The organism is Gordonia sp. NPDC058843, from assembly GCF_042743165.1.
Classification (GTDB): Bacteria; Actinomycetota; Actinomycetes; order Mycobacteriales; family Mycobacteriaceae; genus Gordonia.
In genome coordinates this window covers 1-23,527 of sequence record NZ_JBHYNC010000049.1, presented here as the reverse complement: position 1 = coordinate 23,527, position 23,527 = coordinate 1, and the positions used below count along the sequence as shown (strand labels likewise).

General features: G+C 67.1%; 23 protein-coding genes, 1 tRNA gene and 1 riboswitch. Of the genes, 17 read left to right on the top strand and 7 right to left on the bottom strand.

Annotated elements, in window-relative coordinates:
* Positions 1 to 57: 57 nt before the first annotated feature.
* The 7 genes from ACFW3F_RS22240 to rplA all read left to right on the top strand — a co-directional run bounded on the left by ACFW3F_RS22240 (position 58) and on the right by rplA (position 6,185).
* The gene (locus ACFW3F_RS22240) at positions 58 to 1,155 is read left to right on the top strand and encodes a fused (3R)-hydroxyacyl-ACP dehydratase subunits HadA/HadB (protein ID WP_388061299.1); all 1,098 of its coding nucleotides are present in this window, start codon (positions 58 to 60) and stop codon (positions 1,153 to 1,155) included.
* Between the two features lie 226 nt (positions 1,156 to 1,381).
* Positions 1,382 to 3,034: an ABC-F family ATP-binding cassette domain-containing protein gene (locus tag ACFW3F_RS22235; protein WP_388061297.1), complete on the top strand. Its 1,653-nt coding sequence runs from the start codon at positions 1,382 to 1,384 to the stop codon at positions 3,032 to 3,034.
* 221 nt (positions 3,035 to 3,255) lie between these two features.
* A tRNA-Trp gene (locus tag ACFW3F_RS22230) sits at positions 3,256 to 3,328 on the top strand.
* Positions 3,329 to 3,367: 39 nt separating this feature from the next.
* Complete coding sequence (gene secE, locus ACFW3F_RS22225; RefSeq protein ID WP_388061295.1) at positions 3,368 to 3,841, top strand: preprotein translocase subunit SecE; 474 nt, start codon at positions 3,368 to 3,370, stop codon at positions 3,839 to 3,841.
* A 70-nt stretch (positions 3,842 to 3,911) separates the two neighbouring features.
* Positions 3,912 to 4,769 carry a transcription termination/antitermination protein NusG gene (nusG, locus tag ACFW3F_RS22220; RefSeq protein WP_388061293.1) on the top strand — a complete coding sequence of 286 codons (858 nt, stop codon included), beginning with the start codon at positions 3,912 to 3,914 and terminating at the stop codon, positions 4,767 to 4,769.
* A gap of 145 nt (positions 4,770 to 4,914) precedes the next feature.
* A complete protein-coding gene (gene rplK, locus ACFW3F_RS22215; protein ID WP_065629250.1) occupies positions 4,915 to 5,346 on the top strand; it encodes a 50S ribosomal protein L11 in 432 nt (143 codons plus the stop codon).
* A 122-nt stretch (positions 5,347 to 5,468) separates the two neighbouring features.
* Positions 5,469 to 6,185: a 50S ribosomal protein L1 gene (gene rplA, locus ACFW3F_RS22210; protein ID WP_388061290.1), complete on the top strand. Its 717-nt coding sequence runs from the start codon at positions 5,469 to 5,471 to the stop codon at positions 6,183 to 6,185.
* Positions 6,186 to 6,283: 98 nt separating this feature from the next.
* Here the strand turns inward: rplA and ACFW3F_RS22205 are convergent, their stop codons facing one another.
* The 4 genes from ACFW3F_RS22205 to ACFW3F_RS22190 all read right to left on the bottom strand — a co-directional run bounded on the left by ACFW3F_RS22205 (position 6,284) and on the right by ACFW3F_RS22190 (position 11,110).
* Entirely contained in the window at positions 6,284 to 7,912 is a 1,629-nt protein-coding gene (locus ACFW3F_RS22205; RefSeq protein ID WP_388061288.1) for a DUF222 domain-containing protein, read from the bottom strand.
* A 206-nt stretch (positions 7,913 to 8,118) separates the two neighbouring features.
* Positions 8,119 to 9,156 carry an ABC transporter substrate-binding protein gene (locus ACFW3F_RS22200; protein ID WP_388061329.1) on the bottom strand — a complete coding sequence of 346 codons (1,038 nt, stop codon included), beginning with the start codon at positions 9,154 to 9,156 and terminating at the stop codon, positions 8,119 to 8,121.
* 47 nt (positions 9,157 to 9,203) lie between these two features.
* The gene (locus ACFW3F_RS22195) at positions 9,204 to 10,034 is read right to left on the bottom strand and encodes an ABC transporter ATP-binding protein (protein WP_388061286.1); all 831 of its coding nucleotides are present in this window, start codon (positions 10,032 to 10,034) and stop codon (positions 9,204 to 9,206) included.
* A complete protein-coding gene (locus tag ACFW3F_RS22190) occupies positions 10,031 to 11,110 on the bottom strand; it encodes a FecCD family ABC transporter permease (RefSeq protein WP_388061284.1) in 1,080 nt (359 codons plus the stop codon). Before ACFW3F_RS22190 ends, ACFW3F_RS22195 begins: the two co-directional genes overlap by 4 nt.
* Before the next feature lie 47 nt (positions 11,111 to 11,157).
* A riboswitch (cobalamin riboswitch) is annotated at positions 11,158 to 11,339 on the bottom strand.
* A gap of 148 nt (positions 11,340 to 11,487) precedes the next feature.
* Between ACFW3F_RS22190 and ACFW3F_RS22185 the strand changes: the two genes are divergently transcribed.
* The 4 genes from ACFW3F_RS22185 to ACFW3F_RS22170 all read left to right on the top strand — a co-directional run bounded on the left by ACFW3F_RS22185 (position 11,488) and on the right by ACFW3F_RS22170 (position 14,460).
* On the top strand, positions 11,488 to 12,441 hold the full coding sequence (locus ACFW3F_RS22185) for an L-lactate dehydrogenase (protein ID WP_388061282.1): 954 nt from the start codon (positions 11,488 to 11,490) through the stop codon (positions 12,439 to 12,441).
* A 136-nt stretch (positions 12,442 to 12,577) separates the two neighbouring features.
* Positions 12,578 to 12,850: an excalibur calcium-binding domain-containing protein gene (locus ACFW3F_RS22180; protein ID WP_388061280.1), complete on the top strand. Its 273-nt coding sequence runs from the start codon at positions 12,578 to 12,580 to the stop codon at positions 12,848 to 12,850.
* A gap of 67 nt (positions 12,851 to 12,917) precedes the next feature.
* Positions 12,918 to 13,619, top strand: a complete 702-nt coding sequence (locus ACFW3F_RS22175) for a YoaK family protein (protein ID WP_388061279.1) — start codon at positions 12,918 to 12,920, stop codon at positions 13,617 to 13,619.
* 10 nt (positions 13,620 to 13,629) lie between these two features.
* Positions 13,630 to 14,460 (top strand): DUF2786 domain-containing protein, encoded by an 831-nt coding sequence (locus ACFW3F_RS22170; protein ID WP_388061277.1) that lies wholly within the window; start codon positions 13,630 to 13,632, stop codon positions 14,458 to 14,460.
* On the opposite strand, the gene ACFW3F_RS22165 is transcribed toward ACFW3F_RS22170, so the two are convergent.
* Complete coding sequence (locus ACFW3F_RS22165) at positions 14,457 to 15,398, bottom strand: hypothetical protein (RefSeq protein ID WP_388061275.1); 942 nt, start codon at positions 15,396 to 15,398, stop codon at positions 14,457 to 14,459. The genes ACFW3F_RS22170 and ACFW3F_RS22165 overlap by 4 nt on opposite strands.
* Before the next feature lie 47 nt (positions 15,399 to 15,445).
* Between ACFW3F_RS22165 and ACFW3F_RS22160 the strand changes: the two genes are divergently transcribed.
* The 4 genes from ACFW3F_RS22160 (at position 15,446) to ACFW3F_RS22145 (ending at position 18,710) form a co-directional block, all read left to right on the top strand.
* Entirely contained in the window at positions 15,446 to 15,964 is a 519-nt protein-coding gene (locus ACFW3F_RS22160) for a TIGR04338 family metallohydrolase (RefSeq protein ID WP_388061273.1), read from the top strand.
* Positions 15,965 to 16,105: 141 nt separating this feature from the next.
* Positions 16,106 to 16,525, top strand: a complete 420-nt coding sequence (locus tag ACFW3F_RS22155) for a hypothetical protein (protein WP_388061271.1) — start codon at positions 16,106 to 16,108, stop codon at positions 16,523 to 16,525.
* On the top strand, positions 16,525 to 18,165 hold the full coding sequence (locus ACFW3F_RS22150; RefSeq protein ID WP_388061269.1) for an alpha/beta hydrolase: 1,641 nt from the start codon (positions 16,525 to 16,527) through the stop codon (positions 18,163 to 18,165). The genes ACFW3F_RS22155 and ACFW3F_RS22150 overlap by 1 nt, the downstream gene beginning before the upstream one ends.
* The gene (locus tag ACFW3F_RS22145; protein ID WP_388061268.1) at positions 18,162 to 18,710 is read left to right on the top strand and encodes a hypothetical protein; all 549 of its coding nucleotides are present in this window, start codon (positions 18,162 to 18,164) and stop codon (positions 18,708 to 18,710) included. The genes ACFW3F_RS22150 and ACFW3F_RS22145 overlap by 4 nt, the downstream gene beginning before the upstream one ends.
* 52 nt (positions 18,711 to 18,762) lie before the next feature.
* Here the strand turns inward: ACFW3F_RS22145 and ACFW3F_RS22140 are convergent, their stop codons facing one another.
* Both ACFW3F_RS22140 and ACFW3F_RS22135 read right to left on the bottom strand, forming a co-directional pair.
* Positions 18,763 to 20,790 (bottom strand): CocE/NonD family hydrolase, encoded by a 2,028-nt coding sequence (locus tag ACFW3F_RS22140; RefSeq protein ID WP_388061266.1) that lies wholly within the window; start codon positions 20,788 to 20,790, stop codon positions 18,763 to 18,765.
* Between the two features lie 215 nt (positions 20,791 to 21,005).
* A complete protein-coding gene (locus tag ACFW3F_RS22135) occupies positions 21,006 to 22,175 on the bottom strand; it encodes a glycoside hydrolase family 76 protein (protein WP_388061264.1) in 1,170 nt (389 codons plus the stop codon).
* Positions 22,176 to 22,454: 279 nt separating this feature from the next.
* Here ACFW3F_RS22135 and rplJ point away from each other — a divergent pair, with 279 nt between their 5' ends.
* Complete coding sequence (gene rplJ / locus ACFW3F_RS22130; RefSeq protein WP_004019499.1) at positions 22,455 to 22,985, top strand: 50S ribosomal protein L10; 531 nt, start codon at positions 22,455 to 22,457, stop codon at positions 22,983 to 22,985.
* A gap of 86 nt (positions 22,986 to 23,071) precedes the next feature.
* Entirely contained in the window at positions 23,072 to 23,461 is a 390-nt protein-coding gene (gene rplL, locus ACFW3F_RS22125; RefSeq protein ID WP_004019500.1) for a 50S ribosomal protein L7/L12, read from the top strand.
* Positions 23,462 to 23,527 lie beyond the last annotated feature (66 nt).

Genomic DNA, 23,527 nt, shown 5'->3' with positions numbered 1-23,527 from the left:
TGCCTCGTCACGAGGCGGCCCGTCTTGCTGTGGTGGGCCCGAAGGGAGTAGTGCTCAATGTCACAGGTAACCGGAGCCGAGATCCAGGATCGTCCGGACGAGGCGTCCAACGGTGGTGCGAAGCCGACCCCCGAGGAGATCGCCGCTCACACCCAGAGCCTCGTCGGCTTCCACTACACCGTCGACGACTACTACGAGATCGGCCGCGAGGAGATCCGTAAGCACGCGATGGCCGTACAGGACGCGCACCCCACCCACTGGAGTGAGGAAGGCGCGAAGGCCTTCGGTCACGATCGCCTGATCGCGGCACCCACCTATGTGTCCGTGCTGGGGATCATCGCGCAGCGCAAGCTCTTCGAAGACGTCATCACCGGCTACGACATGTGGCAGATCATGCAGACCGATCAGCGCCTGGTCTACCACCAGCCGATGAAGGTCGGGGACCGTCTGATCTGCGACGTCTCCCTCGAGTCGTTCCGGCACGTCAGCAGCCCCGAGATGATCGACCTGATGGTCACCAAGAACGTCATCTGGAACCAGCACGACGAACCGGTCATGACCACGTGGACGTCACTGGCCGCGCGTCCCGGCATGGACGTCGACCCGGAGCTGGAGGCGTCCCTCGACCACGTGATGATCAAGGTCGACACCATCGGGGAGTCCGGTCACACCGTCGAGCCGAAGGCGGGGCGCTACGACCTGCCCGACCCGACGCAGTCGCCCGGCGCCTTCGGTGCCATCGACTTCGACACACTCACGGTGGGCCAGGAGCTGACGCCCAAGCGCTACCTGCTGACGCGCGGCAACCTCTCCAACTACGCGGGTGTCGCCGGCGACCCCAACCCGATCCACTTCTCCGACCACGTCGTGAACGCGGCCGGGATGGACGACGTGGTCGCCCATGGAATGCAGACGATGGGGCTCGGCGCGAGCTTCGTCTCCGAGTTCATCGGCGACCCGGCGGCGTTCTGCGAGTACAACGTGCGCTTCACCAGCCCGGTGTACGTCCCGGCCGACGCCAGCGCGGCCGTCGACTTCACGGGCAAGGTCAAGTCGCTCGATCCCGCCACCCGTCGCGGGACCATCGCGATCACCGCCAAGCAGGGCGACCGCCGCATCTTCGGGCGCGCTCAGGCCGTCATTCAATTCAATTGATCGTGCCGATCGCCGCTGTTAACGTCGCCACTCATGTACTCCGGCATCGCCTCGTTGAAGCTCTGGACTCGTCGCTGACGGCGACGAGTTCCCTCTGAGTTCCCACCTGTAGTTCTCGTACGCCGTCCCGGTATCCGACGCCGGACGGCACTGTCGTGTTGTCCGGCTCCCGACTCGATGAGAAGCCTTGTCTCTCATCGGATACAGACGAGCTGAGAACACATCCATGTCTACTGAACCCATTTCTCGACCCTCCGGCCCGCAATTCCCCGCAGGTTCGGCCGCCCATGTCCGTGCCGAGGCCGTGAGCGTCATGCGCGGCGACCGTCCGCTACTCCACGAGGTCGACGCGACCGTGTCCGCCGGCTCGAGGCTGGCCGTGGTCGGCGAGAACGGTCGCGGCAAGACCACGCTGCTCCATGTCCTCGCCGGGACGGTCGGTCCGGACAGCGGGACCGTCACGCGTGCCGGCACGGTCGCGATGGTCGAACAGGATCTGCCGACCGGTGACGAGCGCACCGTCGGCGCCCTGATCTCCGACGCCGTCGGCGACTCCCTCGAGGCGCTCGCCCGGCTCGACGCGGCGACCGACGCACTGGCCCGGGAAGTGCCGGGAGCCGACGACGCCTATGCCGCCGCCCTCGAGCTGGCCACCCGCCTGGACGCATGGGATGCCGAACGTCGCATCGACATCGCGCTCGCCGGGATGGTCGCGTGCACAGACCGCGAGCGACCTCTGTCGACCCTGTCGGTGGGCCAGCGGTATCGGGTACGGCTGGCGGTGGTGCTGGGTGCGGCCACCGACCTGCTGTTGCTGGACGAACCGACCAATCACCTCGACGCCGACTCCCTGACGTTCCTGACCCGCCGGCTGTGCGAATATCCCGGCGGCGTCGCGGTCGTCAGTCACGACCGCGCATTCCTGCGGGACGTCGCGACCGAGTTCCTCGATCTGGACCCGACCAGGGACGGACGCCCGCGGATCTACCGGGGCGGCTATGACGGGTGGGTCGCGGGCCGACGCCGGGAGCGCGAGCGCTGGGAGCGGGATCATGCAGCTCAGCAGGCTGCTCGCGACGAACTCGTCCGCGCGGCCGACGCCGCCCGCGGGCGTCTGCAGACCCATTGGACGCCGGACAAGGGAACCGGCAAGCACCAGCGAGCGAGCCGGGCGGGAGGTGCCGTACAACTCTTCAACCGCCGCGTCGAGGAGCTGGAGCGGCATCGGATCACCGTCCCGGTTCCTCCCGCACCGTTCGGCTGGCCGGGGTCGGCAACGCGCGCCGGGCTTCGACTGCTGGACGGATGGGACCTCACCGTCGCGGGGCGTCTCGATGCGCCGGTGTCGGTCTCGATCGTGGGCGGCTCGCGCCTTCTACTCGTCGGCCGCAACGGGACCGGCAAGTCCACCCTCCTCGCGGTACTCGCCGGACTGATCCCAGCCGATGGGGGCCGGCTGGACGTCCGTGCCGGGACCCGCGTCGGGATCATGACGCAAGAGGTCCCGCGGTGGGCGCCGGACCGGACCGCGCACGATGTCTACGACGAACAGCGCCGACGTCTGGACGCGCTGGGCGGCGACGCCCCATCGCTTCGTAGCCTCGGGCTACTCGACGCAGATGCCGTTCGGACCCCGGTCGCGCGGCTGTCGCAGGGGCAGCAGCGTCGACTTCACCTGGCCTCCTGCCTGATCGTCCGACCGGACGTCCTGCTCCTCGACGAGCCGACGAATCATCTCTCGGCCGATCTCGTGGACGAGCTGACGGGCGCACTCGGCACAGCGGACTGCGCACTCGTCGTCGCCACCCATGATCGGCAGATGCAGCGGGATCTCGAAGGTTGGCCGCGCATCGAACTCGCTGGTGGGCGCACAGCATGAGGGCGGGACGTCGACGCGGGTGTACGGTCGTCGGGGGAGCGGACGAAGCTCGTTTTGGGTCCACCGCCCCGGTGATCTACACTGAAGTGTCTGATTGATTCAGGCTTGCGCGCTACCCATAGGGTGGCGCGTTGGTTTTGTCGGCGACGAATCGTCGGCGGGCCCCACGGGGCCGGATCGAGAAGACGGCAACGCCGACCACCTCGGTGGGGGCGTCGCAAAGGGGCGTAGCTCAATTGGCAGAGCAGCGGTCTCCAAAACCGCAGGTTGCAGGTTCAAGTCCTGTCGCCCCTGCCCTGGTGAAGGGCACACGCTGACGAGAGGACCGCGAAGTTGAGCAAGCGAGACCGGGCCGCCCGCGCCAAAGACGCCGCAGAGGATTCTGCGGCCGATTCGGCTGCGGCAGAGCTCGACGGTCGCGACGACGCCACCGACGCGGGAACGGACGACGAGACGTCGACCGGAACCGCCAAGGAGCTGCGTCCGTCCGGTAAACGCTCTGCTCGCGGACGTCGCTCGCCGGCGGGTGCAACCGATGGCGACACCGACTCCGATCCGGGGTCCGTCGCCGTCAAGGAACGCAAGACCAAGAAGAAGGCGTCTGCCGAGGAAAGCCGGAATCCGATCGTCAAGATCTGGCTCTTCCTGACGCAGGTCGTCGCCGAGCTGAAGAAGGTCATCTGGCCTACGCGGCGCGAGATGATCGTCTACACGATCGTCGTGCTCGTGTTCGTCATCGTGATGACCGCGTTCATCTCCGGCCTCGACCTCGCCTTCGCCAAGGGCGTCCTCTGGTTGTTCGGCTGACCCACGCGGTGGGCTCGGCCGGCGACGAGGAGTACGACCGCCAGATGAACCATAAGGAGCGTGGGCTGCAGTGAGCACCCCGGAGAACGAACTCGCCTCGACCGATTCCGTCGACGTGGCCGATGTCGACGTCGATGCGGCCGTGACCGACGCGGTGGGCACCGAGGGTGACGCGGCTGCCGACGACGTGGTCGTCGAGGGTGACGAGGCCCCGGCCGAGGACACGGTCTCCGAGGATGTCGACACTGCTGAGGCGGATGCCGACGAGGCTCCGGCCGACGAGGCCCCGGCCGAGGAAGCCGAAGTCGATCCGGTCGAGGAATTGCGTAAGCAGCTCCGTCGCGCGCCCGGCGACTGGTACGTGATCCACAGCTACGCCGGTTACGAGAACAAGGTGAAGGCCAACCTCGAGACCCGCGTGCAGAACCTCGACGTCGGCGACTACATCTTCCAGGTCGAGGTGCCGACCGAAGAGGTCACCGAGATCAAGAACGGTCAGCCCAAGAAGGTCAACCGCAAGGTGCTGCCGGGTTACATCCTCGTCCGCATGGAGCTCAACGACGAGTCGTGGGGCGCCGTGCGCAACACGCCGGGCGTGACCGGCTTCGTCGGGATGACCAGCAAGCCCTCGCCGCTCTCGCTCAACGAGGTGCTGCAGTTCCTGATGCCGCGGACCGAGGCCAAGAAGCCCAGCTCGCGTGGATCTGCCGCCGAGGGTGTCGAGGCCGCAGCCGCTGCCGCGTCGAACGTCATCGAGGTCGACTTCGAGGTCGGCGAGTCGGTCACCGTCATGGACGGCCCGTTCGCCACACTCCCCGCGTCGATCAGCGAGGTCAACGCCGAGCAGCGCAAGGTCAAGGTGCTCGTGTCCATCTTCGGTCGCGAGACGCCGGTCGAGCTCGCGTTCAACCAGGTGGAGAAGATCTAGCCCTTCGAGGCTCGCTTCGCTCGCTCCTCAGGGAGCGGGAGGGGCTCGCTTCGCTCGCTCCTCAGGGAGCGGGACAACCGGATAAACACAGACTTCCACGTCTCCAGCGGGCGTGGATTCGCAAGGAAACAAGCAAGGATCAGAGATGCCTCCCAAGAAGAAGAAGCTCGCCGGGATCATCAAGCTCCAGATCTCGGCAGGCCAGGCAAACCCGGCCCCGCCCGTGGGTCCGGCGCTTGGTCAGCACGGCGTGAACATCATGGAGTTCTGCAAGGCCTACAACGCCGCGACCGAGTCGCAGCGCGGCAACGTCATCCCGGTGGAGATCTTCGTCTACGAAGATCGCTCCTTCGACTTCAAGTTGAAGACCCCGCCGGCGGCGAAGCTGCTGCTGAAGGCTGCAGGCCTCCAGAAGGGCTCCGGCGAGCCCCACACCAACAAGGTCGGCAAGGTGAGCATGGACCAGGTCCGTGAGATCGCCAAGACCAAGGCCGAAGACCTGAACGCCAACGACATCGACCAGGCCGCGAAGATCATCGCCGGTACTGCTCGGTCCATGGGCATCACCGTCGAGTGAGCTTGCGATCTCGCGCCTTCGACACCGTCGAGGGCTGAGAGCCACCACCGAATTTCTCGTGGGAGGGCCGGCTCGGCCCGCACCACAAACCCCGCCGGTAGTGCGGAGAAGGAACAGAGCAGATGAGCAAGAAGAGCAAGGCCTACTCGGCCGCGGCCGAAAAGGTCGACAAGACCAAGCTGTACAGCCCGCTGGAGGCTGTGGAGCTTGCCAAGGACACCTCGTCGAAGAACACCGACGCGACCGTCGAGGTCGCGATCCGGCTGGGCGTCGACCCCCGCAAGGCAGACCAGATGGTTCGAGGCACCGTCAATCTGCCGCACGGTACGGGTAAGACCGCCCGCGTGATCGTGTTCGCCGTCGGCGACAAGGCCGCCGAGGCCGCCGCCGCCGGTGCTGACGAGGTCGGCGCCGAGGATCTGATCGAGCGCATCCAGGGCGGTTGGCTGGACTTCGACGCCGCGATCGCCACCCCGGATCAGATGGCCAAGGTCGGCCGCATCGCGCGTGTCCTCGGACCCCGCGGCCTGATGCCGAACCCGAAGACGGGCACCGTGACCGCAGACGTCACCAAGGCCGTCAACGACATCAAGGGCGGCAAGATCAACTTCCGCGTCGACAAGGCAGCGAACCTGCACTTCGTCATCGGCAAGGCTTCGTTCGACCCGGCCAAGCTGGCCGAGAACTACGGCGCTGCCTTCGACGAGATCATGCGCGCCAAGCCGTCTGCCGCCAAGGGCCGCTACATCAAGAAGGTCACCGTCTCGACCACGACGGGCCCGGGCATCCCGGTTGACCCGGCGGTCACCCGTAACTTCACGGAGGCACCGCAGGTCTGATCTCGCATCAGGCGCACTGACACCCACGAGGGGCCCGGCATGTTGATGCCGGGCCCCTCGTGTTTGTCTGCTGGTCCGCTCGCCGTGTTTGCTTGCAACTACCTGTGTTCGGTGAGTACGCGTGCGAGGGCCGCTTCGACTGGGGTCAGCGGTTCTGTGGTGAGGCGCTTGAGTGGTGTTCGCGGGTGGACGAGTTCCCGGTACGCGAGTTCGAGACGCCGGCCGGTGTGGTCGAGGCTGGCGGCGTCTGAGCGTGACTGTCCGCCGGACCGGGGTGGTGGTCCGTGGATCTCGTCGCGTATGTCGCGCAGGTGTGTCGCGAACCGTTTGGGTATGTCGGGTCGGCGGTTGAGGCGGCCGGGGTTGGGTGGTGCGCCCGGTTCGGCGTTCAACCGCCAGATGCAGCGGCCTTCGTCGGGGCCGGACCGTTCGATCCGGGTGGTGTACTGGCCGGGCTGGTCACCGACCATCCGGTTGTGGCGCGGGCAGGCCGGGGCGAGCTGGTCGATGTCGGTGAGACCACCTTTGGCCCAATCCTTGTGGGCGTGATGCATGTCGACGTGGGTGGCGGGCTGGTCGCAGCCGGGCGCTGAGCAGACCTCACCGTCGGGGCGGGCGAAGGAGACGAGGCGTTGTGCGCGGGTGGCGAGGCGTTTGCCGCGCCCGAAGTACAGGGGCACTGCGGTCGAGTTCTTGAAGATCGCCAACCACGGTTGGACATCGGCGGCCATCTCGATGAGGTCGGGGATGGGGAGCAGGGTGCCGGTGGCGGTGGTGGCGAGCCCGGCTTCACGGATCAGGTCGTCGAGGTCGGCTTTGATGATCAGTTGCACGGGTAGTCCGCGGTGCGATGTTCCGAGCAGGCCGTCCTCGAGGACAGCCTTGAGAAGTGCGTTGAGTGCGTCGTGGTTGATCTGGGCGGGGGTCCGGTCGTCGCGGTCGGCGGCGGCGGCGAGAACGTCGGGGTCGGCGTCGTCGACCGAACCGGTCGGCGAGTGCGGGTCGCCTGGGTTGTTCATGCCGGGTTTGGCCCAGACGGCCAAGAGCATGGTGATGCGGGCGGCGAGTTCGGGGGTGAGGGTGCCGGTGAGTTTGGCGGTGCCGTCGGCGCGTTGGCGGTTGACCCACAGATTCCGGCGCCTTTTGCGTTCCGAATCGTCGGTGAGGGTGCCGTCGGGATCGAGGTGGGCGAGCAGACGGGCACCCAACTGGGTGATGTCGGCGGGCGTGTGATCGACGGCGATCCCGGCCATCTGTCGTTCGGCCGCGACTTTCACATCGTGTGCGACGGCGTGCGGTATCTGGTCGAGGACATCGAGGGCGGCCTGCACGTGTGCAGAGCCGACCGCTCCTGCGGCGAAAGCCTCGGCGAAGCAGGGGTGTTCGGGTTGCAGGACCTCGCCGCCGAGGCTGGTGCGGGTGGCGGTGGCATCCATCTGCTTACGGCGCCGCATCGGGTTGGAGACCCGCAGCCGGTGGGTCATGAACTGCATGAGTGTTCGGCAGCCTGCTTTGCGGGGCAGGTCGCGGGCCTCGACTTGATCGATCTGGCGGTCACCGGCGACGGTCAACCGGGCGATGGCACGTTCGGTATCGGCTGCCACATCAGCCAACTCGGCATCGGTACACGGCGACAGGTCGACGGACTGCAGTTCATCGAGGATCGCATGCAACTCGGTCACCAACTCGACGGCACGCGGTTGCGGCGTAGCGGGCTCGTCAGACATGGCCACCCCCGGAGAACCGTTGCTGCGAATGTGTGTTCGAGTGTACACCAACACGGGCACATGGCAACCCTAAAAACTATGTTGTGCAACGCTATTCGACGGCGAGAACTTGTCAGTGCCTCGTGGTAGGGGTGTACTGAAATGTCCGTGGGGCGGCGGCACAACAATCGCCGCCGCCCTACGCGTTCTACAGGGCGTCCCGCGACTCACTCCAGCCAGTTGTTGCCCCCGAGGTCGAGTTGCGCGACGTCGAGCGACGGCGTGATCCCGGATTCGGGTGCAAGGCCATGATTCTCCAGGACATTGCGCATGATCTCGGCGGCGTCGATGTTCAGTGGGCTCGACACCCACATCGCGTACGGAAGGTTCACGAATCGGTTCTCGCGCACCGCCTTCAGGTTCCGGCTCGCCGGGTTCGAGCGCAGTGCGGCGATCTTCTCCTCGACCGACTGGCCGGGATAGTCGACGAACACGATGACGTCGGGGTCCGCGGTGGTGAGGCGCTCCCAGCTGACGGCGGTCCAGGTGTCCTCGATGTCCTCGGTCGCGTTGCGGGCGCCGGCGGCGTCGATGATGCCCTGCGGGCCGCCGAAGGATCCGGAGGAGAAGATGGTGTCGGAGACGCTGTCGAACACAAAGACCGTGGGTTTGTCGGCGGGCTGCGGTGCCGCGCGCAGCTTTTCGAGGCGATCGCCCACCTCGTCGGCCGCGGCGGCGCCCTGGTCGGGATTGCCGGTGATGGTGCCGATGTTCCGCAGATCGGTGTCGAGCGCGACCCACGGGTCCATGGTGCCGCGCTGCGCCTCACCCTCGACCTGCCGGCACGCCTCGGACTGCTGGTACACGTCGATGCCGTGCGGGGCCAGGATCTCCGGCGTGATGCCGCGCGACTCGCTCATTCCGTAGTTGTATCCGGCATACAACACCTGGGGTTTCGCCGCGACGATGTTCTCGAGCGTGGGACGTTCGGTCGCGACCTCGTTCAGTGTGTCCACTTGAGGTCCGTACTCGAGCCGGAGGACGTCCTTGTCCCGGGCGAGCGCACTCACGGCCACCATCTTGTCCCGGGCGCCTGCCGCCAGCGCGATCGCGATCATGCCGCCGTCGTTGACGAACAACCGGTCGAGAGGCTGTGGGAATGCGACATCTGCGCCGCAGTTGGTCACGGTCACACTGCTTTCCGACGCCGCGGAGCTGTCGGTTCCACAGGCGGTGGCGGCGCCGAGCGTCAGGGCGGCGACCATGATGGCAGCGGGGGTTCGGAAGGTGTGCGTACTCAGGGGATTTCCTCTCACGGGATGTCTTTCGTCAGAGCTCGGGGAACAGAGGTGGTCGGGGAGTTCAGCAGGAGGTGGGGCAGGCCGGTGGACGGATGGGTGACGACGGTCCCGGAGACCTCGAAGACGTCCGCCAGCAGATCCGGCGTCAGCACCTCGATCGGTGGTCCGTGCGCGACCACTCCACCGTCGGAAACCACTGCGACGGAATCGAAGTGACGGAGGACAAGATCCAGGTCGTGCATAGCCGCGAGGACGGTGGCGTCGAGCTCGTCGAGGATCTCCATGAGCCGCAGACGCCACGCGGCGTCCAGATGATTGGTCGGTTCGTCGAGCACCAGGATCGGGGTCTGCTGCGCGAGTGCGCGGGCGAGGACGACGCGGTGTCGTTCACCGCCGGATAGCTGGGTGCATGCACGAGAACCCCAACCGTCGAGGCCGACCTGTGCCAGAACGTCACCGACCACCGTCGAATCGTCGGAGCTCCCGGTGGACCACGCCGACCGGTACGGGGTCCGGCCGAGGCCGACCGCTTCGGCGACCGTCAGTTCAGCGGACGGTTGTTCCTCTTGGCCCACCACCGCTATCGACATCGCGCGGCGTCGGGACGGGATGTGATGCAGGTCGTCACCGCCCACCTCGACGGTGCCTGCGACCGGACGTTCGAGACCGCACAGCGTGCGCAACAGGGTGCTCTTGCCCGCACCGTTGGGACCGACGATGGCCAGTCGGGTGCCCGCCGGCACGTCGAGATCGACGTTCCGCAGGATGACGCGACCGCCCCGCCTGCAGCCGAGCGCGTTCGTGCGCAACGCCATCGACTCGACTCGTGGTGAACTCGTCATGAGCCACCGCCGAACACATACTGGCGTCGGCCCATGAGGAACAGGAAGATCGGCGCGCCGATCAGACCGGTCACGATGCCGAGGGGCATCTCGCGTGGCGCGGCGGCCACCCGGGAGATGACGTCGACCCACACCAGGAACAGTGCGCCGCCGCAGACCGCCACCGGCAGCATCGCCCGGTGGGTGGCGCCGACCAGAAGCCGGGCGGCATGCGGGACGATGAGACCCACGAAGCCGATGCCGCCGGCGACGGCCACGAGCACGCCGACCAGGACGGCCTGAATCCCGAACAGCGCGTTGCGCATCGCCCGCACCGGGACGCCGAGTGACGTCGCGGTGTCCGTGCCGGCCGCATAGGCGTCGAGCCAGGAGTGGATGGCGAGCATCGCGATCACGGTGACCACGACGACCGTTCCGGCGATCTGCACCTTCGCCCAGGTGGCCCCCGCGACGCTGCCCAGCATCCAGAACATCACGTTGTCGGCGGCGTGCGGGTCGGCGGCGGTGAACACCAGTAGTGACGACAACGCCATGAACGCCGACGACAACACCACTCCGGACAGGATGAGCCGCAGTGCGGTGAGCCCGCCCTGTGCGCGAGCGACCAGATACACCGTGACGGTGGCGGCGAGCGCACCGAGGAGCGCGCCGCCGGAGAGCGCCCACACCCCGAGGCCGGTGAGCACGCCGAGCGTCATGACGGCGGTGGCCCCGACGGCGGCACCGGCGGACACACCCAGCAGGTAGGGCTCGGCGAGCGGGTTGCGGACCAGGGCCTGCATGAGCGCACCAGCCAATGCGAGCCCGGCTCCGACGAGCGCGGCCAGGACGGACCGGGGCAGGCGGAGATCCCAGATGATCACGGCGTGCGCCGAGTCGAGTTCCGCTCCGGTCACGCGACCGATGACGGTGTGCCACACGTCGCCGACGGGGATGGTCTCGGCGCCGAACGCGGTGGCCAGCGCGATGCTGAGGAGGGTGAGGACGAGCAGTGCTGCGGCTAGCGGCGTCGACGGGAGTCGCCGAACCGACGATGCGGTGGCGATCTCGGTCGTGCCGTCGGTACGACGGGACACGGACTGGTACGGCCTTACGGTCTGGGTATCTGTGCGCGAGATACACGGTGGACTCGAGCGAGAGCGGCCGGTATTCGGACTCGGGTTCGTCCGGAGCCGACGCCTTCCCGGGTCGCCCCAGTGGCTTGTGCCGAATCCGTCCCCCATACCGCTGCGCGCCAGTCCCGGATTCGCACCGGGTTCCCTGACACCCACGTGTGCGGGTGTGACCGTTCTCGCGGCTGAACCTACCAGCAACGATCCGCGACACGTGAGCCAGATGTCGCGAGCCGTGGCTCTGGGCGCAACGATGCGCGACATCAACCCCGCAGGTTTCCTACCGCCCCCTTTAGGCTGAGTCCAGACGATCGATGACCCCGACGCGGAACGGTGAACCGATGGACGTACGAGACACGAAGCTGGCCATCATCGGGGCGGGCGCGGTGGGCACCGCGATCGCGTATTCGTCCCTGATCCGGGGTGTCGCGCGGACGATCGCACTCCTCGACATCGACGCCGCCAAGGTGACCGCTGAGGTGCTGGACATGTCTCACGGGCTCGAGTTCGTCCCGCGTGCGGACATCATCGGGTCCGACGACGTGTCGGTGTGCGCGGACGCCGACGTGGTGGTGTTCACCGCCGGCGCGAAGCAGAAGCCCGGTCAGTCGCGCCTCGAATTGGCCGAGGCGACAATCGATCTGACGCGTGCCATCTTGCCGGGGGTCCTCGCGGTGGCCCCGGATGCGATCTATGTGATGGTCACCAACCCGGTCGACATCGTCACCTACGCGGCCCAGGAGATCAGCGGATTGTCGCCCAGTCAGGTCTTCGGTTCGGGCACCGTTCTCGACTCGTCGCGACTGCGGTTCCTGCTCGCGCAGCACTGCGGGGTCGCGGTGCAGAGCGTGCACTCCTACATCGCCGGCGAGCACGGCGACACCGAGATCCCGCTGTGGAGTTCGGCGACGATCGGTGGGGTACCGCTGACGTCGTGGAAACCGCTCCCCGGTCGACCGGCGCTGGATGCCGTTGCGCGCGAACGTATCCACCACGAGGTGGTCCACGCCGCTTACACCATCATCGAGGGCAAGGGGGCCACGAACTATGCGATCGGTCTGGCGTCGACACGCATCGTCGAGGCGATCCTGAACAACGAGCACCGGGTGTTGCCGGTATCGACGCGCACCGACGGCATCGAGGGGCTCGACGGTGTGTGTCTCTCGCTGCCGACGGTGGTCGACCGCGGCGGCGCGCAGACACGGCTCGATGTCCCGTTGTCGGAATCAGAGCGAGCGGGTCTGCTGGCGTCGGCGGAGACGCTGCGCGGGATGCAGGCGCGGTTCGGGTTCTAGGGGGTGGGCTCCGAGACCACTGTGTCCATCGGCCGGACCAATCTTCACGATGAGTGCGACTTTCGACGATGCGACCCCGTACTGTCACCTCGTCACGATGAGGTGTCGGGGGACACACAGAAGAAGGTCAAGCACGATGCGTTGCTCACGAAAGATGGTCCTCGGATTCCTGGCTGCGGCGTCCATGACGATCGCTCCGCTGATGATGGCGGCACCCGCCTCGGCGGCGACCGACTACGCCAACTGCTCCGAACTCAACGCCGACTATCCGCATGGTGTCGGCAAGACCGGAGCCGTCGACTCGACGTCGGGTACCCCGGTCACGACCTTCACCGTCGACGACGATCTGTACGACGCCAACACCGAGAGTGACCGCGACAAGGACGGCATCGCCTGCGAGAAGCGCTGAGCGCGATCAGCCGCTGACGAGGCCGCCTCCCTGCGACGGTCCGGGGCGCGGCGTTAGATTCGTGCCCATGGCGGCTCCACGCGGCAGATACCCGGGCAGCGGACACATCGACGTCACGATCGCGGCGTCGCTGCTGTTCCTGGCCGGGTTGATCGACGCCATCGCGTTCTTCGTGCTCAAGGGCAGCTTCGTCGCCTTCATGTCCGGCAACTCCACCATCATGGGAGCGTCGACGGCGGCCGGACGGTGGTCCGCGATCGCCGTCGTCGGCGGGCTTGTCGTGGCTTTCTTCGTCGGAGCCGTGGGCGGCGGCGCGATCAGTCGCTGGGGCGGGAAGCAAGCTCCGGTCTTGGTCCTGGCCGCCGTGACCGCCACCCTTCTCCTGGGCACCGTCGTCGCGCTCACCGCATCGCCGACCGCCGGGATGATTGTCGTGGCGATGGCCACCGGCGCGATCAACTCGGCGCTCTCACACTCGTCGACGGTGCAGGGCGGCCTGACCTATGTCACGGGCACGCTGGTGAGATCCGCGCACGAACTCGTCGCGTCACTGGGCACCGATCGACCGTGGGCGTGGCTGGCGGTCTTCTGGATGTGGCCGGTGTTCGTGCTCGGTGCGGTGTGCGGGGGATTCGCGGAACAACAGTGGGGAGTTGCCGGGCTGTGGGCCGGGGTCCTGATCGCCGCCGGCGCCCTGGTCCTTCGCGTCGCCGAGACGTCGTCCCGAGGCAATTCGCGGTCGGATGGAACCGATCGGGCCGCTGGATAGTCTGAAACATATGCGCGACGACAAGCTGCTCACCCGGATCTCGGCACTTCTCCGTCAGGCGGAGAACACCGACAACGAGCACGAGGCCGAGACCTTCATGCAGGCGGCCCAACGGCTCGCCACGGCTTCGTCGATAGACCTGGCCGTGGCACGCGCCCACGATCCTTCCGCGCGCAAGAAGGTCACACCGATCAGCCGCCAGATCGCCATCGGCGAACCCGGTAAGCGCGGACTACGCACTTACGTTCAGCTGTTCGTGGCGATCACGGCCGCCAATGATGTGACCGTCGACGTGGCGAGCAACTCGACATTCGTTCTCGCCTACGGCTACGAAGCCGACATCGACGCGTGCGAGGCGCTCTACACCTCGCTGATCGTGCAGATGGTCGCGGCCAGTGATGCCTACCTGCGGTCGGGGGCCTACAAAGGCGAGACGTTCGCGCGGGTCGTCACCCGGGGGAGCGGGTGGCGTGCCCGACGGGTGATCGAGGAAAAACCGTTGTCGCCGATCACCGCGCGGCTCAACTTCCAGTCGGCGTTCGCCGAACGCATCGGTAAACGTCTCACCGAGGCACGTGACGCGGCTCGCGCGGAGGCGATCGCCGCCGAACGCGACTCCGGTGACTCCACTCGCTCGACGGCGGTCGCATTGCGCAACAAAGAGATCGAGGTGACCGACTACTACCGGACGGAGTCGAGCGCGCGCGGCACCTGGCGACCGTCGAGCGCGTCCGCTGGATATTCGGAGGCCGCGCGCCGCGCCGGCGACCATGCGGGACGACGGGCAAAGATCGGTGCCGACCGCGAGTTCGGCGGTGCTCGAGGAGCGCTCGAGGGCTAGTGCTCGACCGTCGCGGGAGAGTCCTCGGCACAACCAGGAGTGGGACGGTCGTACCAGGCCACGGTCAGTGTCGGGGCGAAGGGTGTCGGAGTGCCCGCCCATCGCCGCACCCACCGACCGACGCGGCCCTCGTCCGTCGCCGCGGCGTGCACCACGATCGCGGTGACGACGAGGATCAACGCGAACACGAACAGCCAGCTGATCGCGACGAAGACGATGCCGAGGGTGCCGTAGCTGCGGATCGTGCCGGCGGCGAAGGTGGGCAGGGCGATGCGGCTACCGGCGAGCAGCACGGTGATGAGCAGGCCGGTGCCGAGTCCGTTCAGGACGAGCAGCTTCATCGGTACCTGCGACGACACCAGGAGCCGGGGGATCGCGGTGAACGTGGCCGACCAGATCAGCAGCGTCACCGCGAGAACCAGCGCGATCCCGAGTACGCCGCTGTCGCCGAGATGGACCCCGAAGAGCGTCGTGGCCTGCAATCCGGTGGAGAGACCTTGCGCGGTGACCGCGGCGGGGATGAGGAAGACGACGACGACCCACCGCCAGAAGCTGCTCCACGGCAGTTTGGCGACGTCCCAGATCGACACATACATTCGGCCCAGGGCACGTGACAGGGAGGTGGCGCCGGCGATGGTCATCAGCGCACCGATGATCCCGAAGGTCGTGGCCGAGGTCGGGTCGTCGATCGTGGGCGTGTCGAGGCTGCTGATGGGAATGCCGAGTTCGGTGAGCGCATCGTCGACGACGTCGGTGCCCGGCAGGGTGAGCACGAGGATCACGATCGGGAGGATCGAGGTGAAGGCCTGTGCAGCCAGGGTCATCGACCGGTCGGTGAGGTTGCCCCGCGCGATGTCGATGACGATGCGGAAAACCAGCGAGGCGCCGGGCAGTCGCATCACACGTTCGCGCACTGCATCGACGTCAGGACGGCGCATGAACACTCCCATCGGCTCCGGTATCCGCTCCCATCATGGGCGACGCCGTGACTGAACGAGACACCGGGCGCGCCCGATTCTATGAGGCCGAACACCTCGTACACCGTCTGTTCGACAACGTGTCGTCGTCGCGCACGGTGCAGCTCGCCGGCACCGCGGTCACCCTTCCCGCCGAGGTGCGTTTCGCCTCCATCGACGCCGTCGACGACTATGTGCGCCGGGTGCTCGCACTATCCGGGGTGCAGTCGAGCTTCGAGCGTGCCGCGCAACCGGTGTCGGTCCGCGAGCGGCGCGGCCAGCGGTCCGCGCACTACGCCGCGCGGGTCCGCAGCTCCGACGGCGTGCCGGTCGGCGCGGAGATCGCGATTCCGTCGGCGGCCGACGGTCGCTGGGCGCTTCGTGAGCTGGTGGTGCTCCACGAGCTCGCCCATCACCTCGACGGCACGACCGGCCCGGCGCACGGACGCGGGTTCGTGCTGACCCTCATCGAACTCGTCGGGCTCGTACTGGGGCCCGAGGCGGCCTTCGTCTATCGGGTCGTGCTGTCGGACTCCGGCGTCGGCTGATGCGGGCTCCTCCGTCGATCGGATGATCGTGGCGAGTTCGCTGGAGCCGCAGCTGAGCCCCGAACCGGTATCGTGACGGCGACGCACGATCGCGGGGATCGGATGCGCACTGTGAACGGGGCACAGCACATGACACCGAGGATGCCTGCGGTCCCGACGACACCTGCAGCTCCGACACCGCCTGCCGCACCGTCGACCACACCCCCGCGGCATCCGATGGCGGCCGAGCCCGGACCCGTCCCCGCGCCCCCGGGCGAACCGCAGACACCGTCCGCGCGGTTCGTCATCCTGCCGGCAGAGGTGTCTGCCATCGCGACGAACTGGCGCTCACAGGGGACCGCCGTCGGGGACGCCGACTTCTCGGCGTTCGCGTCGGTCACGGGGGCGGGTGGCCGCGCCCTGGCCGCGGCACGGAGCATCGGTGGCCCGGCCAAACAGTGCACCGACTCGGTGAGCACCCGGCTGACCGCACTGGGAGACGCGTTGAGCAATTTCAACTCGCGTGCTCAGGAGACCGATGACGTCGCGGCCGGGCGGATCCGCGGGCTCGCCGAACGCTGATGCGTCCCACCATCTCTCAACTGCGTCGGTGGGACACCGCCGCGCTGGGCTCGGCGGGCGGAGTTGCCGCCGCGAACGCCTCGATCCTCGACGGTGCGCTCGATTCCGCCGTCCGCGCCATCGACGGCGCCGGGTCCTGGTTCGGTCTCACCCGAGACGCGGCGAACACCAGGATCGATCAGGAACGCGACCACGGCGGCGAGGTCCGCAACGTCCTGAATCAGATAGCCGACGAGGCGGGCGACGCGGCGAGGGACCTCGGCTTCGCCAAGGAACACGTACTGCGCGAGGTCGACTCCGCCGTGGCCGGCGGTTTCACCGTCGGCGACGACGGAACCGTCTCGCACCCGGACGAGGACAAGGCCGAGGAGGTCCGGACCATCCAGAACGCGATCAACCGCGGTCTGTCCACTGTCGACGAACTCGACGAGACCTACGGCACCCGGCTCGAAGGGCTCTCGGGTGACCTTGCGTCGATGGTGAACGGGCAGCCCGACATCAACGTTCCCGGTCTCGGCCCGCGTGACCCCGACGATCTGGTGACCCACCTCCGCGGACTGACACCCGACCAGCGCGCATCCCTCCTGGCGAGCCTGACACCGGAACAAGTGCGCCGACTGGCCCAGGCCGACCCGCAGACGATCGGGAGCATGGACGGAGTGCCGTTCCCGGTGCGGATCGACGCGAACGAGACGAACATCCGCAACGGGCTGATCGACGAGAGGCAGAAGCAGCCGCCGAATCAGCGCCGGATCGACAGGTTGGTCGAACTCCTCCAACCCACGACGGATCCATTGACCGGCCGGGCGGTGGAGCGAACGTTTCTGGGTTTCGAGAACACACCGAACGGGCGGATGATCGAAGTCGTCGGCGCCATCGGCCCCGGCAATCCCAATGTGACCGTGTACGTTCCCGGGACAGGTACGAACCTCGACGGCAGTGCGACGAACCAGCGGGCGGCCTACAACCTGGCGCACGCCACCGGTGGTCCAGTGATCCTCTACATGGACGGCGACCTCCCTCAGGGGCTCTATCCCGATCTGACCGGTGACGACGACGCCTTCGACACCACGCCGGCGAACCAGATGGCGCCCGGCCTCGTCGGATTCGGGCGTGAACTCGACCGCACTCTCGCCGCCGTCGCACCCGATGCCGCGACCACCTATATCGGTCATTCCTACGGAGGTTCGGTGGTCGGAACAGCTGAGCAACTCGGACTCAACGCCGATCGCGTGATCTACGCGTCGTCGGCCGGTACCGGCGTACTCGACGGTCCGTGGCGGAACCCCAACCCGGACGTGCAGCGTTTCTCGCTCACCGCACCCGGCGACCCGGTTCACTTCTCACAGAGCCTCGGCGGCACGCAGCACGGCGGCGATCCGGACAACACGCCGGGAGTGCGTCGCCTCGACACCGGGCTGTACGGCGACGGCAAACACAGCGGTGAGATCGTCTGGGGGCCGGCGGGACACGGGAGTTACTGGGACGATCCGACATCGGGCGCGTTCGAGAACATGGTCAAGGTCATCCGGGGCGAGGAGCCGGACGACTATGTCTACCGCGCGCCCGACCACTTGCCCGTCGGAAAGAAACCCGAACCGCCGGTCATCCTCGCTCCCGGCCCGGACTTCCCGCGATGATGTCGAAGTCCCTGAGCGGCCTGACATCGTCGGCATCGATTGTCACGACGTGTGTGCTGATCATCGGTGCCCTGCTGTCGGGATGCGCCGTCGAGAATCCCGAAGACATTCCCGCACTGTCGATGTCGAAGGAAGATGTGTGGATCGCGGTCAGTGGCAACATGGCCGCCGTCGATCCGGACTATGTGTCGACGCCGATGCCGTCGAATACCTCGATGAGGTTCCAGCAGAACGGGTGTGCCACCGACCCGAACACGTTGATGCCGTCGGGCCCACCCTGGTGGTACCGCGAGAATCACACCCTCCGCGATCCCGCTGCCGAGCGCGTCGACACCGTGCGACGTGGCGTCGAGAAGCTGCTGTCTGAGGGATTCACACGCAAGCAGCAGTCGCCGACGGGCGACCCCCGGGACCTGACCGTCGAGGATGCGCGCGGATTCGCGGTCGGACTGCATCACACCGACTTCGCCAACGGCGGCAGCACGGTGTCGGTGACGTCGACGTCACCGTGCGTCCGCCATCCCGAAGACGAAAACACCGGCTGACACACGTCATGTCGCGCGCCGAGGCCTCTCTCGGCCCGCCCGGAGAACGACCTCAGCGCAACCCGTCACCGGCCAGCAAGGTCAGGTGACTCGGGTGTTCGGGGTCGAGAACCAGGCGCTGATGGCGACGTCCCCGCGCCTTGATGAGGTCGGGCACGAGGGCGAGGTAGCGCGGCAGGCTCGCGGCGTAGACGTCGACCCGGAGCCGGTGACCCGGTTGCAGAACCGCGTCGGTGGGCACCAGGTCGACGTCGATGCGGAGTGCTTCGTCGGCGGGGACCGGTAGCTTGCGCTTCCGGGACAGGTAATGATGTGCCGAGAGGAGGCTCCCGTCCTCGGCGTACGTCGACTTCGACGGGTCCAGCGCCCGGTTCGAGGCGGACAGTGCACCGTTGGTGAGGACGACCGAAGTCCCATCGGGCGCAACGTCGTTGACGGTCACCGCCCAGATCGCCTCGTGTGCTGTTGTGGCGACGTTGAGCCGGAGGTTCATCGCGCCGCTGATGGGCGTGGCCTCGAGCACCGGCTCCGTGGTGAACGACAACGCGCCGCGTTCCTGGTACCGAGCGTCCTTGGCATAGTCGGCTCCGAGCACCAGGGTCGCGCCCGCGGTCACCTGGGTCATGTCTCGCGATCGGAGTCCGCGCGTGTCGGGCCGGACATGCAGGGATGAAATCTCCTGCGCAGGAACAGTGGTCAGCGATCCGTCGTGCACGGAATGGTCGGCGGTCGCCGATGTCTCGGCGTTCAGGTAGAGGCGCGTGGGGGCCACGCCCGGCCGCGGGAAGCTCTGTCCCGAGGTCCAGGCTCCGCCCTGCTGCAGCATCGTGACCGGCCCGTAGTGCTCGATGCCGTTGCGGTGTCCCTTGAGCCAGCGGTCGAACCACGCACGCTCGAGGACGTCGAGACGCGGCGGTGCGAACTTCCCGCCGTAACCCGAACCGACGTCGAGGTGGTAGCCGTCGCCGACGATCATCTGCTTGCGGCCCGGTTCCATCTGTAGGCGCTCGTACACCCCGGTTGCGCTGCGGCCGAACAGATCGTGCCAGGCGCCGACGGTGAAGGTGGGCGCCTCGATGCGGTCGACGATCGGGTCGCGGGCATCGAAGTACGGATCGTCGAAGATGCGCGGATCGCGTGCGGTGAGGAATCCCCACAGCAGCGACGGGATCTCGGTGGCCGGAGATTTGACCCGATCGATCGCCCAGCGCACCGCGTCGCCGCGCACGAGGTCGCGGATTACGTTGGCGGGGTTGGGAACCCACTTGAGCATGTTGACCGCGGACAGCCACACCGGGATGAAGGCCGACGGCATGCCCCCGGTGATGTAGATGTCGCGCACCAGGTCGTCGCAACCCTCGACGGCGAAGACCGCCTTGAGTGCAGCGGGTCGCTTGTCGGCGGCCTGTAGCGAGTTGATCGCCGAGTACGACCAGCCGGCCATCCCCACGGTTCCGTCGCACCATTCCTGGTCGGTCACCCAGTCGATGACCTCCACCGAGTCCTGCTGCTCGCGAGGGCCGAGGATCTGCCACTTGCCCAGGCTCGCACCGGTTCCGCGAACATCGACGACCACCTGCACGTAGCCGCTGCGCACCAGGTTGCGGTTGATGCCGAAGACGTCGAAGACGCCGCCCGACAGCGTCTGCGTCAGCGTCGTGAGTCCCTCGAGTGCGGTGCCCGTCGCGTCGATCGACCGCGAGGCGGTGTGCAGTGCCTTGCCGAGTACCGGGGCGTGCAGGGTCTGGTCGATGAAGTCGATGGCCGCACGGTTGTACGGGTTGATGTTGATGATCGCGGGGTAGGGCGTGAGGATCGTCTGCCCGAACCGATTGGCAGGACGGATGACGGTGGCGCGCAGCACCGCGCCGTCGCTCATGGTGATGGAGACGTTGCGGTCGATGACGACGCGCGGGTAGAGCTGCTTGCCGTCGACCTGCTCACGCCAGCGGATGCCGTCGGCGCCACCGGTGGGGTCACCGAGAGGGAGAGTGCCGAAGTGTGGCGCACCAGTGGTTCGAGTGCGCGTCGACGGAACGACACGCGCGCGCGACTGTGTGGGATCCAACTGATACGTCATGGTGCATCACCCTGCCTGGGATGAGGTGTGACACCCGCGGGTTGTTGCACGGATCGAGACGGCCGGGTGGACACCGACACCCCGTCGTGTCGGTCGTTGGTTCCCCGGCCCGCCCCGCTGGCTGCGGATCACAGTGTGGTCCAGGTCACTTCACGCATTCGCTGAAGGATAACTCAGCGCCGGTATCGGATGGCTAACGAGGTGGCGTCTTTTGGTCATGGACGACTGTGTTCCTGATCACATTCGGGTAAACGCAGGTCGACGGCTGCGGCCGCCTCGAGCGCCATCCACGCCGACAACTGAACCGACAGATCTCGCTCCGGCACCTCCGACGGATTGACCGCACCCGACACGAACTGGGCTTTCATGCCTGCATCGGTCGGTATCACGGCCGTTCGACGCCAGTCGCTGGGGAAAACTGCATGTCCGGCGACCTCGGTGCGGTTGGCCCACGCGGCGTCGGCGCTGCGGGTCACGATCCGTGCTGCGCGCGCACGCAGTTCATCCGAATCGTCGACGTCGGGTAGGTCGGTGGCGACGAGCGCCAGATAGCGGGCCAGCACGCCGTGGAACAGCCCGCCATCCCCACCGCCGCCCCCGTTGATCACCCCGTCGGTACATGAGTGGCGTTCGACGGCGCCGAGCAGCCGGACCAGCCGGTCGAGGTGCTTGCGGTCTCCGGTCGCGCGCAACGCCTCCAGCTCGGCGCCCAGGACGACGCCCTGACAATAGGTGTAGGTGCCGGTCTCGGGCTTCAGGGAACCGTCGGGGAGCTTCTTGAGGCCGTCGATGACGAGGTGGGTGTCGGGGTCGATGAGGTTGGCGTCCATCCAGTCGCACATGGCCTCTGCGCGTTCGATGTGCCCGGTGCGAGCCAGCAGGATGGCCGCCGGACCGTTGGCCGGCGCGTTGAAGAATTGATCGGCCTTGCGCCACGGGATCCCGCCGCCGTCCGCCGGCACCCACGAATCGAGCATCTGTCCGGTGAGGACGTGGAGACCGCCGGCATGATGCAGACCCAGGTGCCGGTCGGCACGTTCGATGGCGAGTCCGAGCCACGCCATGTCGTCGTAGTAGTTGTTGGTCCAGCGGCCGCCGTTGCGGATCCGGATTCCGCGCAGCAGCCGGTTGGCGTCGTCGGCGGTGTCCTGGGCCGGCCGGTGGATCGCAGCGTCGACGAGGAGGTCGACGAGATGCGCGTGCCACCAGTAGTGCCAGGACCCGAACTGTGCCTGCATACGACCGATCGGCCATGCGACTGCCGCCGCGCGGGTGCCGGGGAGCCAGAAGGCACGCTGGAGGTGCCGAGCATAGATGGCGTCCGCAGCGGCCTGCGCACGCTGATTAGGGTCTTGCGGGTCCGACGATTTGGATTGTCCGTCCACGTCCGCGTAGCCTAGTCCTCGATGTGATGCACACCCGTGTGTCGTATCGGTTCAACCAAAGACCGTTGGTCGTCGGGATCACCCGGACGAAGGCGCGACGAGGTCGCCGGCCCACGCAGGATGAACGAGGAATGTCGCTTCACACGAAAGTGTGCGCCTTCACGCCCCGTGCCTGTGTGCCGGGGCGTTTGTCATCTCTGCCCTCGATCGCCCCCCGATGCCCGTCGCTCTCGACGTTGAACTCGACCAACTCATAGTGACGAGGAGAGGAGGCGAAGTATGGCCAAGTCCGAAAAGGTCGCCGCAGTTGCGGAGATCGCGGAGCAGTTCAAGAGCTCCACGGCGACGGTTGTCACGGAATACCGTGGCCTGTCCGTCACCCAGATCAGCACGCTGCGACGTTCCCTCGGTGAGGGTGCAACCTACTCCGTCGCCAAGAACACCCTGGTGAAGCGCGCCGCTGCTGAGGCGGGCGTGGAAGGGCTCGACGAGCTGTTCACCGGTCCGACCGCCATCGCCTTCATCGAAGGTGAACCGGTTGTGGCCGCGAAGGCGATCAAGACTTTCGCCAAGGACAACAAGGCGCTGGTCATCAAGGGCGGGTACATGGATGGCCGTGCGCTGTCCATTGCGGAGATCGAGCAGATCGCCGACCTTGAGACCCGTGAGGTCTTGCTGGCCAAGCTCGCCGGTGCCATGAAGGGCAACTTGGCAAAGGCTGCCGGTCTGTTCAACCAGCCGGCTTCGCAGGTGGCGCGCCTGGCCGCGGCCCTGCAGGAGAAGAAGAACGAAGCCGGCGAGACCGAATAGGTCGTCCGCCGCACCACCGCAATCCCCGAACCGTACGGGGATGAACATCAACCCCCGTACGGGGACATACAGGAAGGACGCCAACCATGGCGAAGCTCACCGCTGACGAGCTCATCGATCAGTTCAAGGAACTGACTCTGCTGGAGCTCAGCGATTTCGTGAAGAAGTTCGAAGAGGTCTTCGAGGTCACCGCCGCGGCTCCGGTCGCCGTCGCCGCTGCCGGTGCCCCGGCTGCCGGTGGCGCCGAGGCTGCTGCCGAGCAGGACGAGTTCGACGTCATCCTCGAGGGTGCCGGCGACAAGAAGATCCAGGTCATCAAGGTCGTCCGCGAGGTCGTCTCGGGTCTGGGTCTGAAGGAAGCCAAGGACCTCGTCGAGAGCGCTCCGAAGGCTCTGCTGGAGAAGGTCGACAAGGAGGCCGCCGAGGCTGCCAAGGCCAAGCTCGAAGAGGCCGGCGCCAAGGTTTCGGTCAAGTAAGACCGACTCTCGCGCAAGCGTTCACGAGCCCGGGACAGCACTGCTGTCCCGGGCTCGGTGCTGTCC

Bases quoted from the DNA above. Each gene is read 5' to 3' on its own strand.
- ACFW3F_RS22240 (WP_388061299.1), top strand. From the start codon at position 58: ATGTCACAGGTAACCGGAGCCGAGATCCAGGATCGTCCGGACGAGGCG.
- ACFW3F_RS22235 (WP_388061297.1), top strand. From the start codon at position 1,382: ATGTCTACTGAACCCATTTCTCGACCCTCCGGCCCGCAATTCCCCGCA.
- rplK (WP_065629250.1), top strand. From the start codon at position 4,915: ATGCCTCCCAAGAAGAAGAAGCTCGCCGGGATCATCAAGCTCCAGATC.
- rplA (WP_388061290.1), top strand. From the start codon at position 5,469: ATGAGCAAGAAGAGCAAGGCCTACTCGGCCGCGGCCGAAAAGGTCGAC.
- ACFW3F_RS22205 (WP_388061288.1), bottom strand. From the start codon at position 7,912: ATGTCTGACGAGCCCGCTACGCCGCAACCGCGTGCCGTCGAGTTGGTG.
- ACFW3F_RS22200 (WP_388061329.1), bottom strand. From the start codon at position 9,156: ATGGTCGCCGCCCTGACGCTCGGCGCCGCCACCGCCTGTGGAACCGAC.
- ACFW3F_RS22195 (WP_388061286.1), bottom strand. From the start codon at position 10,034: ATGACGAGTTCACCACGAGTCGAGTCGATGGCGTTGCGCACGAACGCG.
- ACFW3F_RS22185 (WP_388061282.1), top strand. From the start codon at position 11,488: ATGGACGTACGAGACACGAAGCTGGCCATCATCGGGGCGGGCGCGGTG.
- ACFW3F_RS22180 (WP_388061280.1), top strand. From the start codon at position 12,578: ATGCGTTGCTCACGAAAGATGGTCCTCGGATTCCTGGCTGCGGCGTCC.
- ACFW3F_RS22175 (WP_388061279.1), top strand. From the start codon at position 12,918: ATGGCGGCTCCACGCGGCAGATACCCGGGCAGCGGACACATCGACGTC.
- ACFW3F_RS22170 (WP_388061277.1), top strand. From the start codon at position 13,630: ATGCGCGACGACAAGCTGCTCACCCGGATCTCGGCACTTCTCCGTCAG.
- ACFW3F_RS22165 (WP_388061275.1), bottom strand. From the start codon at position 15,398: ATGCGCCGTCCTGACGTCGATGCAGTGCGCGAACGTGTGATGCGACTG.
- ACFW3F_RS22155 (WP_388061271.1), top strand. From the start codon at position 16,106: ATGCCTGCGGTCCCGACGACACCTGCAGCTCCGACACCGCCTGCCGCA.
- ACFW3F_RS22150 (WP_388061269.1), top strand. From the start codon at position 16,525: ATGCGTCCCACCATCTCTCAACTGCGTCGGTGGGACACCGCCGCGCTG.
- ACFW3F_RS22145 (WP_388061268.1), top strand. From the start codon at position 18,162: ATGATGTCGAAGTCCCTGAGCGGCCTGACATCGTCGGCATCGATTGTC.
- ACFW3F_RS22140 (WP_388061266.1), bottom strand. From the start codon at position 20,790: ATGACGTATCAGTTGGATCCCACACAGTCGCGCGCGCGTGTCGTTCCG.
- rplJ (WP_004019499.1), top strand. From the start codon at position 22,455: ATGGCCAAGTCCGAAAAGGTCGCCGCAGTTGCGGAGATCGCGGAGCAG.
- rplL (WP_004019500.1), top strand. From the start codon at position 23,072: ATGGCGAAGCTCACCGCTGACGAGCTCATCGATCAGTTCAAGGAACTG.